The organism is Streptomyces hoynatensis (assembly GCF_003626535.1).
Classification (GTDB): Bacteria; Actinomycetota; Actinomycetes; order Streptomycetales; family Streptomycetaceae; genus Streptomyces; species Streptomyces hoynatensis.
The window spans coordinates 42,772-57,097 of record NZ_RBAL01000020.1 but is presented as its reverse complement, the minus strand read 5'-3'; the positions used below and the strand labels follow the sequence as shown (position 1 = coordinate 57,097).

The 14,326-nt window shown below is 74.4% G+C and carries 13 protein-coding genes; 6 read left to right on the top strand and 7 right to left on the bottom strand.

Features of this window, described 5'->3' with window-relative positions; genetic code table 11:
- Window positions 1–107: 107 nt before the first annotated feature.
- On the bottom strand, window positions 108–884 hold the full coding sequence (locus D7294_RS25850) for a hypothetical protein (RefSeq protein ID WP_120683896.1): 777 nt from the start codon (window positions 882–884) through the stop codon (window positions 108–110).
- A 275-nt stretch (window positions 885–1,159) separates the two neighbouring features.
- Between D7294_RS25850 and D7294_RS25845 the strand changes: the two genes are divergently transcribed.
- Window positions 1,160–1,603: an ATP-binding protein gene (locus D7294_RS25845; protein WP_120683894.1), complete on the top strand. Its 444-nt coding sequence runs from the start codon at window positions 1,160–1,162 to the stop codon at window positions 1,601–1,603.
- 155 nt (window positions 1,604–1,758) lie between these two features.
- On the opposite strand, the gene D7294_RS25840 is transcribed toward D7294_RS25845, so the two are convergent.
- The 3 genes from D7294_RS25840 to D7294_RS25830 all read right to left on the bottom strand — a co-directional run bounded on the left by D7294_RS25840 (window position 1,759) and on the right by D7294_RS25830 (window position 5,531).
- Window positions 1,759–2,553 (bottom strand): polysaccharide deacetylase family protein, encoded by a 795-nt coding sequence (locus D7294_RS25840; protein WP_120683893.1) that lies wholly within the window; start codon window positions 2,551–2,553, stop codon window positions 1,759–1,761.
- A gap of 273 nt (window positions 2,554–2,826) precedes the next feature.
- Window positions 2,827–4,293 (bottom strand): glycosyltransferase family 2 protein, encoded by a 1,467-nt coding sequence (locus tag D7294_RS25835; RefSeq protein ID WP_120683891.1) that lies wholly within the window; start codon window positions 4,291–4,293, stop codon window positions 2,827–2,829.
- On the bottom strand, window positions 4,290–5,531 hold the full coding sequence (locus D7294_RS25830) for a nucleotide sugar dehydrogenase (protein ID WP_241562621.1): 1,242 nt from the start codon (window positions 5,529–5,531) through the stop codon (window positions 4,290–4,292). The genes D7294_RS25835 and D7294_RS25830 overlap by 4 nt, the downstream gene beginning before the upstream one ends.
- Before the next feature lie 492 nt (window positions 5,532–6,023).
- Here D7294_RS25830 and tatA point away from each other — a divergent pair, with 492 nt between their 5' ends.
- Window positions 6,024–6,302 carry a Sec-independent protein translocase subunit TatA gene (gene tatA, locus D7294_RS25825; protein ID WP_120683887.1) on the top strand — a complete coding sequence of 93 codons (279 nt, stop codon included), beginning with the start codon at window positions 6,024–6,026 and terminating at the stop codon, window positions 6,300–6,302.
- Window positions 6,303–6,358: 56 nt separating this feature from the next.
- Here tatA and D7294_RS25820 read toward each other — a convergent pair whose 3' ends face one another.
- On the bottom strand, window positions 6,359–7,051 hold the full coding sequence (locus tag D7294_RS25820; protein ID WP_120683885.1) for a DedA family protein: 693 nt from the start codon (window positions 7,049–7,051) through the stop codon (window positions 6,359–6,361).
- A 424-nt stretch (window positions 7,052–7,475) separates the two neighbouring features.
- Here D7294_RS25820 and D7294_RS32080 point away from each other — a divergent pair, with 424 nt between their 5' ends.
- The 4 genes from D7294_RS32080 (at window position 7,476) to D7294_RS25800 (ending at window position 11,535) form a co-directional block, all read left to right on the top strand.
- Window positions 7,476–8,741 carry a hypothetical protein gene (locus D7294_RS32080; protein WP_158674694.1) on the top strand — a complete coding sequence of 422 codons (1,266 nt, stop codon included), beginning with the start codon at window positions 7,476–7,478 and terminating at the stop codon, window positions 8,739–8,741.
- A gap of 141 nt (window positions 8,742–8,882) precedes the next feature.
- The gene (locus tag D7294_RS25810; protein WP_120683883.1) at window positions 8,883–9,395 is read left to right on the top strand and encodes a SigE family RNA polymerase sigma factor; all 513 of its coding nucleotides are present in this window, start codon (window positions 8,883–8,885) and stop codon (window positions 9,393–9,395) included.
- Window positions 9,396–9,414: 19 nt separating this feature from the next.
- On the top strand, window positions 9,415–10,674 hold the full coding sequence (locus D7294_RS25805; protein ID WP_120683881.1) for a hypothetical protein: 1,260 nt from the start codon (window positions 9,415–9,417) through the stop codon (window positions 10,672–10,674).
- 375 nt (window positions 10,675–11,049) lie between these two features.
- The gene (locus D7294_RS25800; RefSeq protein ID WP_241562629.1) at window positions 11,050–11,535 is read left to right on the top strand and encodes a peptidylprolyl isomerase; all 486 of its coding nucleotides are present in this window, start codon (window positions 11,050–11,052) and stop codon (window positions 11,533–11,535) included.
- 242 nt (window positions 11,536–11,777) lie between these two features.
- On the opposite strand, the gene D7294_RS25795 is transcribed toward D7294_RS25800, so the two are convergent.
- Both D7294_RS25795 and D7294_RS25790 read right to left on the bottom strand, forming a co-directional pair.
- Window positions 11,778–12,797 (bottom strand): CNNM domain-containing protein, encoded by a 1,020-nt coding sequence (locus D7294_RS25795; protein WP_120683877.1) that lies wholly within the window; start codon window positions 12,795–12,797, stop codon window positions 11,778–11,780.
- On the bottom strand, window positions 12,794–14,134 hold the full coding sequence (locus D7294_RS25790) for a hemolysin family protein (protein WP_120683875.1): 1,341 nt from the start codon (window positions 14,132–14,134) through the stop codon (window positions 12,794–12,796). The genes D7294_RS25795 and D7294_RS25790 overlap by 4 nt, the downstream gene beginning before the upstream one ends.
- Window positions 14,135–14,326: the final 192 nt, after the last annotated feature.

The following is a 14,326-nucleotide window of genomic DNA, read 5'->3' as shown; positions in this document are numbered from 1 at the left end:
AGCGGCTCGCGAACCGGTCGTGAAGGGGGTGCGAAAGGGGAGGGCCGGGCGTGCGGCGAGGGCACACCCGCCCCTTTCGTGCGCCCCTGGCGCTGTGAGGAGGTGTGTCAGGCCGCGAGAAGAACGCCGGGCCGGGCCGAGACGGGCGGGCCGCGCCGGATCACGGCGTGCGCGAGCGCCGCGGCGCGCAGGGCGCGGCGCGGGAGATGGCCGGTGCGCGGGGGGCGCACGGTGGGCGCGCCGGAGGGGGTCGCGCCGGCGCCGAGCAGCCGCAGCAGCCGCAGGGCGCTGCGCAACGGCGCGAGCGAGGCGGCGCCGCGCGCCGACCAGCGGGAGGAGAGCCTGATCAGCCGCCACAGCGCGGCCTCGCCCCGGCGCAGCAGCCAGCCCGCGGCCAGCGCGGCCAGCAGGTGGCCGAGGATCATCGCGCCGGAGGACGGCAGGGCGTGGGCGGCGGCCAGCGCGGGCGCCTGAGCGGCCGCCGCGCCCGCCGGGTCGTGCGGGGTGAGCCCCGCGTCGGTGACGAGCTGCGTCGCCTGGTCCACGCTCAGGGTCCTGCCGTGCTCCCCGCACAGCAGCGCCCGCGCCTGCCCGAGGACCCCGGCCTCCGCGTCGGCCATGGCGTGCCCGCGCTGGCCCAGGGTGTAGAGGGAGTGCAGGGCGAGCTGCCCGGCGGCCAGCGCGGCGGCCAGGGCGAGGGCCGAGCGGCGTTCGCGGCCGGCGAGCGGCGCGGCCACGGCGAAGGCCGCGGCCCAGCCGGTGGCCAGGGCCCAGGGCGCGATGCCGGGGCCGCCGGCCAGCAGGTGGCCGCCCGCGGCCAGCGCGGCGCAGGCCGCGGCGAACACCGCGGCACGCAGCACTCGCAGATCGGCTCCGGCACGCATGGCTGCGCCATCATCTCACCGGGTAGGCGACCGAGGGGATGGCGGGTCGTACATCTGGCCGACACTCGCCAGGGCTCCGGTCGGGCACCGCCCCGTCACGGCGGGTGGTGCTTTCCGGCGTGGTCGACCCCCGTGGCGCGGAGAAATGCGAGAAAAGGCCCGATTCATACTGATACATCCGCCGAACGGGGGGTGTTGGGTCAATCGCACGCTTACGAGGAGCGCCGGTAGGCAATACCTACAGATATGTCGAGCCGTGGCGAGGAGGCTGGAGCATGAGCATCTGGTGGTCTCTCCAACTGCGCCGGGAAGCGGCCAGTGTTCCGCTCGCTCGCCGGCTGCTGTCGGGCGCCATGGAAACGGCAGGGGTGGAGGAGGACATCTCGCACGAGCTGTGCGTCGCCCTCTCCGAGGCCTGCTCGAACGCGGTGCGCCACGGCGGCGACCGCTCCCAGGTCTACCGGGTGACGGCGTCGATCTACGGGGACATGTGCCGGATCGAGGTCACCGACTGCGGCCCCGGCTTCCCGGCGGGCGGCGTCATCCCACGCGTCGAGCGCCCCCGCGAGCTGCTGCTCGGCGGGCGCGGCCTGAGCCTGATCGAGGCGCTGTGCGACCGCGTGCGCTTCGGGAACCAGCCGGGCAGCGGCGGCGCGGTCGTCACCTTCGACAAGATCCTCAAGTGGCGGGAGGACGCCGCCCTGTTGCGCGCCTCCTGAGGCAGGCCCGGGGGCGCGGGCGCACAGGGGAGACGGGGCGATCGCGCGGTTCGCGCCGGGGCGATCGCGCGGTTCGCGCCGGCGCGGTCGCCCCGGGAGCGCCGTCCGGGGGGCGCCGTCCGGGGTCGCCGCCCCGGGAGCGCCGTCCCCGGGACTCAGCCGGCCAGCGCGTCGGCCACGGTCTCCACCCTGGTGCCGAGTCGCGCGCGGGGGCGCAGCCAGGCGAGGAACTTCTCCAGGGTGCCGGGGCTGACCGCCAGCCGCCCCGCCCCGCCCGCGCAGGGGTCGCACACGTGGTGGAAGACCAGCGGCACCCAGCCGCCGCCCGCCTCCTCGGCCTGGGTCACGTACCGCTTGAGGTCGGCGAGGGTCGTCTCCGCATCGGCCGAGTCCGGCGTGCGCACGGCGTAGACGGCGCGCGGCGGGAAGGTCTCGACGGCGGCGCAGGAGGCGCAGGAGCGGGGCGAACGGATGCCGCCGATGTCGCGCGCCGCCTGGTAGCCGCACGCGGCGGCCAGGCGCGCGCCCTCCGCGGTGTCGGCGCCGTAGGGGTAGGCGAAGGTCGTCGGGGAGAGGCCGAGGTCGAGCAGCGCCGACCTGTCCTCGCAGATCTCGCGCCGCTGCCCGGCCGGGCTCAGCTCGGTCAGCCGGGCGTGTGTGAGGGTGTGGCCGCCGATCTCGTGGCCCTCGGTGGCGAGTTGGCGCACCTGCCCGGCCGTCAGGTGGCCCTCCCTGCCGATCCGGCCGCTGTTGACGTAGAAGGTGGCGGGCAGCCGGTGCGCGCGCAGCGCGGGCCTGGCGTTCGCGAACTGGTCGGCGGCGCCGTCGTCGAAGGTGAGGCTGACGACGGTGTGCGTGTCCCGGTGCCGGGCCGGGCCGAAGGCGAGCGCGCCGCCCGCGGCGAGCAGGAGCAGCAGCGGGAACAGCAGGCGTCGGGGTGCATGGCGCACGTACGGACTCCTCGCGGGTCGGGCCGGCCGAGCCGGCCGGCGAAAACGGGGGAAAGCGAAGGAGACGGGAGCAGGGGAGGGGAACGACCAAGGAAGGCCGCAGAAGAGCCGCAGGGCAGCCCTGGGAGAGCCGAAGGAAAGCAGCCGAAGGAAGGCGTCAGCCGAACGGCCAGAGAGAGCCCGGCTGCCCCCGGGTGAGAACGAGGAGGTAGAGCAGGCCGATCAGGGCCGCGGCCGGGAGCGCCCGCAGTACGCGCCGGGGGCGGACACGGTTCACGAGGCGCCCCGCGACCACACCCCGCGCCTGAGGGTGAGCAGGGCGTACGGCAGCAGCCAGGACAGCACCGTGACCGACAGCAGGCTCATCAGCGGCCGGTACCGCCAGCGCGTGGAGCCGGGATGGTCGAGGCGGAAGGCCAGCCCCCAGAAGACGCCCTTCAGCAGGATTCCGGCCAGGTAGAGCACGGCGGGCAGCCACAGTCCGCCGGCCGGCCCGCACAGCAGGTGCCGGAAGGCGAGCGCGGGGGCGGCGAGGACGAGCAGCACGTGCCCGTAGAAGAACAGCGCGGCGACCGGGCCGCGGCGCCACATGAAACCGCCGGAGAAGCACAGGTTGCGCAGGAAGCTCTTCTTCCAGCGCACCTGCTGGCGCAGGAAGGGCCGCAGGCGCTCCGGCACCGTCGTCCACACCCGGGCCGAGGCCACGTAGGCGGTGCGCCACGGCAGTTCGGGGCGGCCGGGGTCGCCGGCCGGACGGGCGCCCGGGTGGCGCCGCTTCAGCCGGGCGCCGCGCCAGCGCTGCCCCAGGACGTAGCCGGTGAGCTGCCGGTCGGTGGCGAAGCGGAACTCGGCCCCGAGGAACCGGTCCCCCGCCCAGGCCGGCAGGTAGTCGAGCACCGCATCGGCCCGGAAGACGGCCAGCGGCCCGGAGATGCAGGTGACCGCGCCGACCGCGGACTCGGCGGCCTTGGCGATGCGGAACTGGCCCTCGTACCAGGCGTCCTGGACCCGGGTGAGCAGGGTGGCCTCGGCGTTGCGGGCGCGGGCGTGGCCGCTGACCGCGCCCAGTTCCGGATGGCGGACCAGGGCCAGGACGCAGCGCCGCAGCGCGTCGGGGGCGAGCACGCAGTCCGAGTCGGTGAACGCGAGCACCTGCCCTTCGGCCCGCCGCGCCGCCCGGACCAGCGCCCGCTTCTTGCCGACGTTCCGCCGCAGGAACAGCACCTCGACGGGCAGTTCTGCGGCCAGGCGGCGCAGCACCTCGCGGGTGCCGTCGGTCGAGCCGTCGTCCACGACGATGATCTGCAGGTTCGGGCAGTCGCTCGCCACCATCGAGCGCACGCAGTCCTCGATGCCCTCCCGCTCGTCCTTCACGGCGAGCAGGAAGCTCGTCCTCGGGTGCTCGGGCAGCGCCGGGAAGGCGTGCAGCCCGGCCGGGCGGCGCCGCATCACGCGCTCGGCCGGGTCGTCGTACCAGCCGTACGCCACGGCGAGCAGCGCCGAGGTCATGGTCAGCACCAGCGCGCCGTAGGCCAGCAGCGGCGCCGGCCCCCCGGCCAGCCTGGGCAGCGCGGCGATCAGCAGCAGCAGCGGCGCGGCGGCCAGCGCGAGCGCGGCCCGGCGTCGGGCCGGGGGCGTCGCCGCGGGGGGCGTGTCCCCGGCCCCGCGGGCCGCAGGCCGCGGCTCGGCCTGGGCCGGGAGCCTGCCCGCCGCGGAGCGCCGGGAGGCCGCGGTCCTCATACGACGCTCCGGCGCGCGAGGTCGGCCAGCCGGTACGTGGCGTCGAGCACGGGGGCCGTGCCGTCCAGCCAGCCCAGGTCCTGCCCCGGGTGGAGCGTGTGCGCGAGGACCAGGTCCCACTCGGAGGCAACGGGGTCCGTCACCCTGGGCACCGGGCGCCCGTCCACGGTCAGCGCGGGGACCAGGGGATCGCAGTAGGCCACCTCGGCGCCCGCCCGGGCGAGTGCGCCGATGATCGTCAGCGCGGGGGACTCGCGGACGTCGGCCACGCCGGACTTGTAGGCCACGCCCAGCAGCAGCACCCGGGCGCCCCTGCGGGCCACGCCGTGCTCGGCGAGCGTCTCCAGGGCGCGCTCGGCCACCCGGTGCGGGCGCTCGGCCAGCGCGTTCATGGCGGCCTCGGTGATCCGGCAGGAGACGGGGCCGCCGCGCAACTGCCACAGCAGGTAGTGCGGATCGCAGGGAATGCAGTGGCCGCCGGCCCCGGGCCCGGGCGCGAAGGGCATGAAGCCGAACGGCTTGGTGGCCGCGGCGTCCAGGACCTCGGCGGGGTCGAGGCCGAGCGCCCCGCAGGCCGTGGCGAACTCGTTGGCGAACGCGATGTTGACCGCCCGGAAGGTGTTCTCCAGCAGCTTGCACATCTCGGCGGCCTCCGCGGAGCCCACCAGCCGCACGCCGCCTGCGGTCTCCCGCAGGACCTCGGCGGCGCGTTCCCCGCAGGAGCGGCCGACGCCCCCCACCACCCGGGGCGTGTTCTGCTGCATGTGCGCCGGGCGACCGGGGTCGATGCGCTCCGGCGCGAAGGCGACGAACAGGTCGCGTGAGGGCACGAGCCCCCGGGCCGCGAGCGGCTTCACCAGCAGGTCGCGCGTGGTGCCCACGTAGCTGGTGGAGGTGAGGATCAGCGTCTGGCCGGGGACGGCGCGCTCCACGACGGTGGCACAGGCGGCGCGCAACGCCCCCAGGTCGGGCACCAGGCGGGCGTCGACCGGGGTCGGGACGCAGACGAGGACGGCGTCGGCGGCGCCGAGGCGCGCGGGGTCGGTGGTGAGCTCGAACGCGGGCCGCCCCCGGTGGGCGCGCAGCCGCTCCCGGTCGGCGGGAATCAGGTCGGCCCGGCCCTGCTCGATCTCGGCGAGGCGCTCGGGGCGGTTGTCGAGGCCGATGACCCGGTGGTCGGCGGCGCGCAGCGCGAGGGCCGTGGGGAGGCCGACGTAGCCGAGGCCGACCACGGCCACCGTGGCCCCCCGCGGCCGCACCCGGGCGCGGGAGGGGGTGGCAGCGGGGGCGGGGAGAGGGGCGGGCGTGTGAGGGGGCGGGTGGGGGAGGGAACGGCGCGTGCGCGGGGGCGCGAGCGGCTCCGGCGCGGGGCGCGCGGCTTCCTGGGGCGGCGCGGACTGGTCGGGCTGCACGGTGGCCGGCGCGGGGTGGGGGATCCGAGCGCCGAGGCGAGGGTGAGTTCGGACACGGCGGAAGAGTATCCGCCTATGGGATTTACGCGTCGTATTGCCGGAGTGTTACCTATGTCGTCATAATTGTCATCTTTTATTGCGGCTTCGTTTTTGCGCTGTTCCCCGGTTCGTCCGGGATATTCCTGCGATCATCGGCACAGAGCCGGACCTGCTTCCCCATGGGCACCAGCCCGTCTCTTGCCTATTCTTCTTGTGTCGGGCGCTCTTCCGCCGCGCCCGTTGCGGAACGTGTCGAGGCGTTCCACGGAGGTGAAAGTCATGGGCCGCATCGGCGTCAGGGAACTCGTGCTCATCGCGATCATCGTTTTGATCGTGTTCGGCGCGCGGCGACTGCCGGACATCGCCAGATCGCTTGGCAAGTCCGCCCGCATCCTCAAGAGCGAGACCGCCGCCATGAGGGCCGAGAGCGCCGCGGCCCCGCCGCGCGGGGACGAGCCGGAGCCGCCGCGGACGATCCAGGCGCCGCCGGCCGAGACCGCGGCCAAGCCCGCGCAGGCGCAGCAGCAGGAGGCGGGCGGGACCGCGCCGCAGCCCTGATCGGCCCGCAGCCCTGATCGGCCCGCCACGGCCGTGAGCGGGGCCGGCCCGGCGCCTCAGCGCCTGGCGTGCCGCCCCTGGCCCGAGGCGGGCCGGGAGGCGGCGGCCTGCCCGTCGCCCCCACGCCGGTTGTTGCGGCGCGCCCGCAGGTACTCGATGCCGATCGGGATCACCGAGAGCAGCACGATGCCGACCAGCATCAGCTCGATGTGCTCGTAGACGAAGTCCACCTTGCCGAGCGCCGCGCCCAGCAGCGTCACGCCCGCACCCCACAGCACGCCGCCCAGCACGTTGTACGTGACGAAGGCGCGATAGGGCATCCCGCAGACGCCCGCGATGATCGGCGTGAACGTGCGCACGATCGGCACGAAACGCGCCAGCACCAGCGACTGCGCGCCGTGCTTGTCGAAGAACTCCTTGGCCTTCTCCACGTTCTCCTGCTTGAAGAGCCTGGAGTCCGGCCGGTTGAAGAGCGCGGGGCCGACCCTGCGGCCGAAGAGGTAGCCGACCTGGTCGCCGAGCACGGCCGCGACCACGATCAGCACCGCCACCAGCCACAGCGGGTAGTGCAGGTACTGGTCGGTGGACACCAGGAGTCCCGCCGTGAACAGCACCGAGTCGCCCGGCAGGAAGAAGCCGATGAGCAGTCCCGACTCGGCGAAGACCACGATCAGGATGCCGAGCAGGCCGAAGCTCTCGATGAGCTGCTCCGGGTCCATCCAGCTGGGACCGAGGGCGAGAGTATCCATCTGCGGTAGGACCCCTGGGGCTCGGCCCGGGTCGCTGCTCACCGGGCGTTCCTGCCAGGCTACCAACTCCGCGGCAGGCCCCGGCCGCTCGTTTCGGACCGGGACGTGGGGACGTGGGGACGGGCGGGCCGGGGAGGGAGCCCGGCGCACCGGGGGCTGGGCGTGCGGCGGGCGGGGCGGAGAGCAGGGGGCGGGCGGAGGACGGCCGGAGGGCCGGGGCACGGCGAGGGCGGGGGAAGCGCGCGGGACGCCCACGGCGAGCGCGCGGGGGTGGCGCGCAAAAAAATTCTCGGCACGGCTGCAACATGCCTCGCGGCCCGGCGCATCGGAGAAGTGACGGGGCGAGTGAGTGACGCCGAGGCGCCGCCGCTCGCCGACGAACCAACGGGGTGAGAGCCGACGCATGGAAGAAGGAAAGAGTCTGATGACGGACAACGGGGGAGCGGCCGAGGAGCGCGGCGCCGGCCGGGCTCGCCGCATTCGCCGGACGCGCCGGACGCTGCTGTCCGCGGCGATCGTCACGGCCGCGATGGCGTCCATGGCGGCCGCCGCACCGACCTCCGCCGCCGAGAGCGACGGCAGCGCCGAGGTGCCGCGCACCGCGGAGGAGACGCTGGACGCGCTGACCGCGCTGCTGCCCTCCTCCCTCACGTACAGCGAGGCCGAGGCCGAGGGCGTGGACACCAGCGAGTGGCCCTCCGCCTACCTCGTCGCGGAGGACGGCTCGGGCGGCACCAGCCTCCAGCTCAGCCTGAATCGCTGGGCGACGGACGATTGGCACGACATCGCCGGCTGCCAGGGCTTCGGCGAGCCGGAAGAAGGCTTCACCTGCGAGCAGACCGAGCTTGCCGACGGGAGCATCCTGTCCTTCGTCACCTGGGACTTCGGCGGGCCGGAAGACGGAGGGGAGACGCTGGAGTGGGAGGCCTGGGTCGAGGGACCCGGCGGCTCCTCCCTCGACCAGCCGGGCGGGCGCGCCGTCGTCCTGACGGAGGCCCACGACCTGACCGATGGGGAGGACCCGGACACGTACCAGCCGCTGCTCGACTTCGAGCAGCTCGCCGCCGCCGTGCAGGCCCCCGTGTGGCAGCAGGTCTTCGACGCGGTGGACGCGGAGTACGGCGCCCCGTCCGACGGGGAGGATACGCCCTCCGCGGACATACCGCCCGCCGCGCTGCGCGACACCTTCCGGCAGGTCGCCCCCGAGGGGATGCAGATCACCGACGGTGAGGAGGAAGAGCCCGGTTACGCCACGCTGCAGGTCGACGACGGGCAGGGCCCGGGCCTGGTCGACATCACCGTGTACGGGCCCGAGGGCGAGGAGCCGGGAGACGGCGCGGACGAGGCGGCCGAGGGCGAACTCTCCTCCGAGGTCGTCTCCTTCGCCGAGGAGGACGTGGCCTCGGCCGAGGAGGAGGGCGAGGACGAGGGACCGCAGTGCGAGGACAGCGTCCTGCCCGACGGCACGGAGGTCAGCGCCTGCGACTGGCCGCCCACGGGTGAGGACGACCCCTACGACCTGGCCTGGGTCGACGTCACCTACCCCGACGGCACGATCCTCAGCATCTCTGCGCTGAATGCCCCCGACTGGGAGACCGAGCCCACGCGGGCGGCCGCACCGCTCGGCCCCGAGGAGCTCCAGCGCATCGCCACCGACGAGGCCTGGCGCACGCTCGTGCTCGAAGGCTGACGCGGAAGTCGGCCGGCACACGAGCCGAACCCCTCGCACCGGCGGTTGACCCGAAAGAGGGACAGCCGCCGGTGCAACAGGTCGGCACTCCTCGCGCATCTACGAGGTGAAGAGCAGTCGACGGGGAGACGAGGGGGGCCGATGAGGCGGAGGGATCTGGACGCGTATCGGGACTTCGCAGTCGCGAGAAGCGCCGCGCTCTACCGGTCGGCGTGCCTGCTGACCGGCGGTGACACTCATCTCGCCGAGGACCTCGTGCAAGAGACTCTCAGCCGGATGTACACGGTGTGGCACCGCAGGAAGTGCATCGACCAACCCGAGGCGTACGCCCGGGCGGTCCTCGTCCGCGTCTACCTGGCGCACCGCCGGCGAAGGAGCAGCACCGAGCGGCCGGTCACGACGCTCCCGGATCAGCCGGCCCCCTCGGTGGTGGATTCGCCGCTGCGGGTCGTCCTCCTGAAGGCGCTCGCGGAGCTGCCGCGCAAGGACAGGGCCGTCCTCGTCCTGAGGTATTGGGAGGACCTCAGCGTCGAGCAGACGGCGGAGGCCCTGCGGACCAGTTCGAGCGCCGTCCGGTCCCGGTCCAGCCGCGCGCTGGCCAAGCTCCGCGCCCAGCTGGGCGATTCCGGTTTCGTCGAACTCCACGCCGTCTGAGCCCGCTGGAAGGACCCCCATGACCGACAGGATGCACGACAGAACCGGCCCCGTGGACCTGGAGCAGGAGCTGGGTGCCTTGCTGCGCCAGGCCGGCGACTCCTTCACGGCCGACCCCCAGTCGCTGGCCGAGGGGGGCCTGCGCCGCGGCCGGACCAGGCAGTTCAGGCAGCGGTTCGCGCTCGTCTCGGGCGCCGCCGCCGCGGCGGCCGTCGCCGTCGCCTTCTCCCAGCTGCCCGGCGGCGGCCAGGACGGCTCCGGCCTCGCCGCGGCGGCACCCGAGACCGGCGGCGAGATGCTCGACGCGCTCGCCGGCCTGCTGCCGGAGGGGGTGCGGCTGACCTCGCCCGCGGCCGAGGGCCCGGAGACCACCGCGGAGCCCTACGTCTTGGCCACCCTCGACGACGGCACGGACCGCACCCTCGACGTCGCGTTCACCATGTCCAGGGAGCGCACCCCGGACTGGCGCGGCCAGGCGGGCTGCACCACCCCGAGCAACCCGGGATGGCACTGCGAGGAGGCCGAGCTCGGGGACGGCTCCGTGCTCACCCTCATCACCAGCGGCCCCCGCGCGGACACCGCCCAGTCCCCCTCCTCCGGCGCCACCTGGGAGGCATGGCTGGAGCGCCCGATCACCGGGGGCGAGCCGGCCACGCCGGGCATCGCGCGGTGGTCCCTGAGCGTGACCGCAACGCCGGCGCTGGCCGCGGACGCCGAGGCCCCCCTGGACCTGGACCGGATGGCCGAGGTGGTCGAGGCGCCGGTGTGGCAGCAGGTCACGGAGGAGCTCGACGAGCGTTACGGACTCCCCAGCGCCGCCGAGGAGCCGAGTTGGATGGACGACACGGCGGCCGAGGACCTGCGGGAGACCTTCGGCGCGCTGCTGCCCGAGACGGTGCGGCTCGGCGCCCTGGGCAGCCGGAGCCCCGGCGCCGCGACGTTCGAGATCCACCGCGCCGACGGCACCGGCTCCGCCCAGGTCACGGTCAACTCCTATGCCCCCGCCACGTTCGCGCGGCAGGACCGGCCCGAGCAGGACGACGACTGCCGGCTCGCCGCCACCCTCCCGGACGGCTCCGAGGTCTTCCGCTGCGCATACGAGGACGAGTCTCCGGAGCAGGAGATCTACTACGACCTCTACTACCCGGACGGCTCCTCGCTGGACGTCACGGAAACCGCGGCGGCGGATGGCGACTTCCCGCTGAGCGAGGAGCAGTTGCTGCAGCTCGTGTCCGACGAGCAGTGGCGCGGCCTGATCGGCGGGCCCCCGGTCTCCTGAGCCGCCCCCGTGCCGATCGTCCGGCAGCCGTCGCTCGGCCCCGGGGCCCCGGCGGGCGGGCCGGCAGGGGGGAGGCGGGCGGGAAGCCTGTGATGCATGATGTGCCTGCGTGCACCTCCGCATTCGGGCATACGGAAGGCGTCCCCCATGAACCGCTTCCCCCGCCACCTGGCGACCGCACTGCTCTGTCTCGGCCTGCTGACCGCCTGCGGCTCGGAGTCCGACGACTCCTCCGACGGCTCCTCCGACACGGGGTCGGAGGCCACCGCGTCCGACTCCCCGCAGGAGACGGCCGGTTCGCCGGAGGACGGCGCCACCGCGGAGGCATCGGCCGGCCCGGCCTCCGTCGAGCCCTCCGACGCGACCAGCGCGGTCATCCACACCAGCGAAGGCGACATCGCGCTCACCCTCTTCCCCGAGCAGGCGCCGCTGACCGTGACCAACTTCGTGGGCCTGGCGGACGGTTCCCTCCCCTGGGCCGGCCAGCAGGACGGCGAGCCGCTGTACAACGGCACCATCTTCCACCGCGTGATAGACGGCTTCATGATCCAGGGCGGTGACCCCAACGGCGACGGCACCGGCGGCCCCGGCTACCAGTTCCAGAACGAGAACGACCCCGACCTGACCTTCGACGAGCCGTACCTGCTGGCGATGGCCAACGCGGGCCCGGACACGAACGGTTCGCAGTTCTTCATCACCGTCGCCCCCCAGCCGCACCTCGACGGCGGTTACACCATCTTCGGCGAGGTCGCCGACGAGGAGAGCAAGGCCGTCGTCGACGCCATCGCCGCCACCGAGACCGACCCCGCCACCGACCGGCCGCTGGAGGACATCGTCATCGAGTCGATCTCGGTCGAGTAGCGGCCCCGCAGCGGTCGTTCGGCAGGCCGGCGGCCGCCGGAGGGCGGCCGAGCGGCGGGCCCACGGCAGCCGGCCGCGCGTACGGCCGGCACGAGCCGCAGACCGCACGCGGTGACGCGAAGGAGCGGCGTGCCCGGGGACCGTCCCGGGGCACGCCGCTCCTTCGGTTCGCCGCCGGGCCCGTTCGCCGCCGGGCCGCGGGCGTCGTCCGCCGGGCCGCGGATTTCCGCCCGGCGCGCCGCTCAGACCTGTTGCGGGCCCATCAGCCGCACGAGCAGGTCGTCCAGGCTGATCAGCCCCGTCACCTGCCCCTCTGCCCCGCGCACCACCGCCAGCGAGGCCCGGCTCTGCCGCAGCTGCTCCACCGCGTAGGCCACGGTGTCCTCTGCGGTCAGCTCGGGCACCGGCCTGGCCAGTTCCCGCGCGGTCACCAGGCGCCCGTGGGCCCGCGCCACCACGGCGTCCCTGGCGTGCACCGAGCCGAGGACCCGGTCTCCCTCCCGCACCAGCAGCCGGGTGTGGTCGCTGGCCGCCGCCGCGGCCAGGATCACGTCCGTCCCCGCCTCGGCCGGCACCTCCGCGATCCGGTCGGCAGGGACCTGGATGCGGCCCACCGGCGACTGCGGCTCGGTCAGCGAGCGCGTGATCAGCCGCGAGTCGGTCTCGCTGATCAGCCCGAGCCGCTGCGACTCGGCGACCAGGTGCGTCAACTGCTCCCGGTCGTGCACCGAGGCCAGCTCCTCGCGGGGGGTGACCCGGCACAGCCGGACCACGCCGTTGCTCATCTTGTTCAGCGCCCAGATCAGCGGCCTGACCGCCCGGACCAGCGCGCGGAACGGCGGCGCCAGCAGCATCGCCGAACGCTCCGGGTGCGAGATCGACCAGGACTTGGGCGCCATCTCCCCCACCACCATGTGCAGGAAGACGACCACGACCATGGCCAGGATCAGCCCGAAGCCGTAAGCGAGCTGCGAGGGCAGCCCCAGCTCCTCGAGCAGCGGGTCGACCCGGTCCGCGATCGCCGGTTCCGAGATGCTGCCCAGGCCGAGGGTGCAGGCGGTGATGCCGAGCTGCGAACCGGCCAGCATCAGCGAGAGTTCCCGCATCCCGGCCAGGGCGGCCCGCGCCCCGCGCTGCCCCTCGGCGAGCGCCTGCTCCACCCGATGGCGCTTCGCGGCCACCAGCGCGAACTCGGCCGCCACGAAGAAGCCGCTGCACACCAGCAGCAGCACGGTGACGAGGACGGCGGCCTGGGCGCTCACGAGGGCTGCCCCTCTCGCTCCCGCACGGCCACCGGCGCCCGTTCGAGCCGGACCCTGGCCGGGACCCGCCGGTCAAGCGAGAGCACCTCGAGGACCGCCCGCCCGCCGTCGGTCAGCTCCACGGGAATCCGGTCGCCGACCGCGGGGAAGCCGCCGAGCCGGTCGATGACCAGGCCCGCGACGGTTTCGAAGGCGTCTTCCTCCGGCAGCCCGACGCCGGTGGCCTCGGCCACCTCGTCCACCCGCCGCCCGGCATCCACCAGCCAGCCCGCTCCGTCGGGCACCGCCAGCTCGACGACCTGGTCGCTCTCGTCGGCGATCTCGCCGACCAGCTCCTCGGCGATGTCCTCCAGGGTGACGATCCCGGCCACCCCGCCGTACTCGTCGAGGACCACCGCGAACTCCTCGCCCGCCGCCTGCATTTGCTCGACGGCGCCGGGCAGGGGCAGCGTGTCGGGCAGCAGCAGGGCCCGCCGGGCCAGCGCGCCGGCGGAGCGCCGGGTGATCCGCTCCGGGCTGACCCGCATCAGCTCCCGTACGCCGATGACCCCGATGATGTCGTCGATCCGGTCGCCGACCACCAGGTAGTGGGAGTGGCCGTGCGTGCCGATCAGCTCGACCACGTCGGCGGCCGGGGCCGTCGCGCGGACCGAGTTGACGTCCACGCGCGGCACCATGACCTCGCCCAGCGTCCGGTCGGAGAAGCCGAGCGCGTGGTCGAGGAGCGCGGCCGTGGCGTGCGGCAGCCTGCCGTGTTCGTGTGACTCGTCGATGAGGTGGCCGAGCTCCTCCAGCGTGGCCCCGTGGTGCAGCTCCTCCACCGGCTCGATGCCGAACCGGCGCAGCAGCCGGTTGGCCGAGGCGTCGAAGACCCGGATCACCGGCCCGGCGACCTTCAGGTAGCCGAGGGTCGAGCCGGCCAGCGCCTTGGCCAGCCGCTCGGGCACGGCGAGCGCCAGGTTCTTCGGGCCGAGCTCGCCGAGCACCATCTGGATGCCGGTGGCGAGGGCGAAGGCGAAGGCGAGCGCGATGCCGGAGGCCGCCGCGTCCGGCACCCCGGCGGCCCCGAGGACCGGGTCGAGCAGGGCGGCGAGCGCGGGCTCGGCGAGGAAACCGACGATCAGCCCGGTCAGCGTGATGCCGAGCTGAGCGCCGGAGAGCATGAACGACAGCCGCTCCTGGACCTTCATGGCACGGGCGGCACGCCGGTCGCCCGCGGCGGCCTCGCGGCCGAGGGCGAGCCGGTCGGCGGCGACGAACGCGAACTCCTGGGCGACGAAATATCCGGTGCCCGCCGTCAGCACAAGCACGGCGAGCAACCCGAGCGCGGCACTCATCCAACACCACCCCGCCGTGTGCCGCTCGCGGCCACGAAGTGGCCCGGATAGTGGCGAGGTGGTCCGGGACTATGCCCGGGTGGGTCCGTCGATTGGGCGGACACGAGCTCCCCTTCCAGAGATGTCGACTCGTCCAACGCGCATCAGCACGCCCGTGTTCCCCAGGCTGTACCCGAAATCACCCACTTGACA

Coding starts and splice junctions, on each gene's coding strand:
- D7294_RS25850 (WP_120683896.1), bottom strand. CDS start 884: ATGCGTGCCGGAGCCGATCTGCGAGTGCTGCGTGCCGCGGTGTTCGCC.
- D7294_RS25845 (WP_120683894.1), top strand. CDS start 1,160: ATGAGCATCTGGTGGTCTCTCCAACTGCGCCGGGAAGCGGCCAGTGTT.
- D7294_RS25835 (WP_120683891.1), bottom strand. CDS start 4,293: ATGAGGACCGCGGCCTCCCGGCGCTCCGCGGCGGGCAGGCTCCCGGCC.
- tatA (WP_120683887.1), top strand. CDS start 6,024: ATGGGCCGCATCGGCGTCAGGGAACTCGTGCTCATCGCGATCATCGTT.
- D7294_RS25820 (WP_120683885.1), bottom strand. CDS start 7,051: ATGGATACTCTCGCCCTCGGTCCCAGCTGGATGGACCCGGAGCAGCTC.
- D7294_RS32080 (WP_158674694.1), top strand. CDS start 7,476: ATGACGGACAACGGGGGAGCGGCCGAGGAGCGCGGCGCCGGCCGGGCT.
- D7294_RS25810 (WP_120683883.1), top strand. CDS start 8,883: ATGAGGCGGAGGGATCTGGACGCGTATCGGGACTTCGCAGTCGCGAGA.
- D7294_RS25805 (WP_120683881.1), top strand. CDS start 9,415: ATGACCGACAGGATGCACGACAGAACCGGCCCCGTGGACCTGGAGCAG.
- D7294_RS25790 (WP_120683875.1), bottom strand. CDS start 14,134: ATGAGTGCCGCGCTCGGGTTGCTCGCCGTGCTTGTGCTGACGGCGGGC.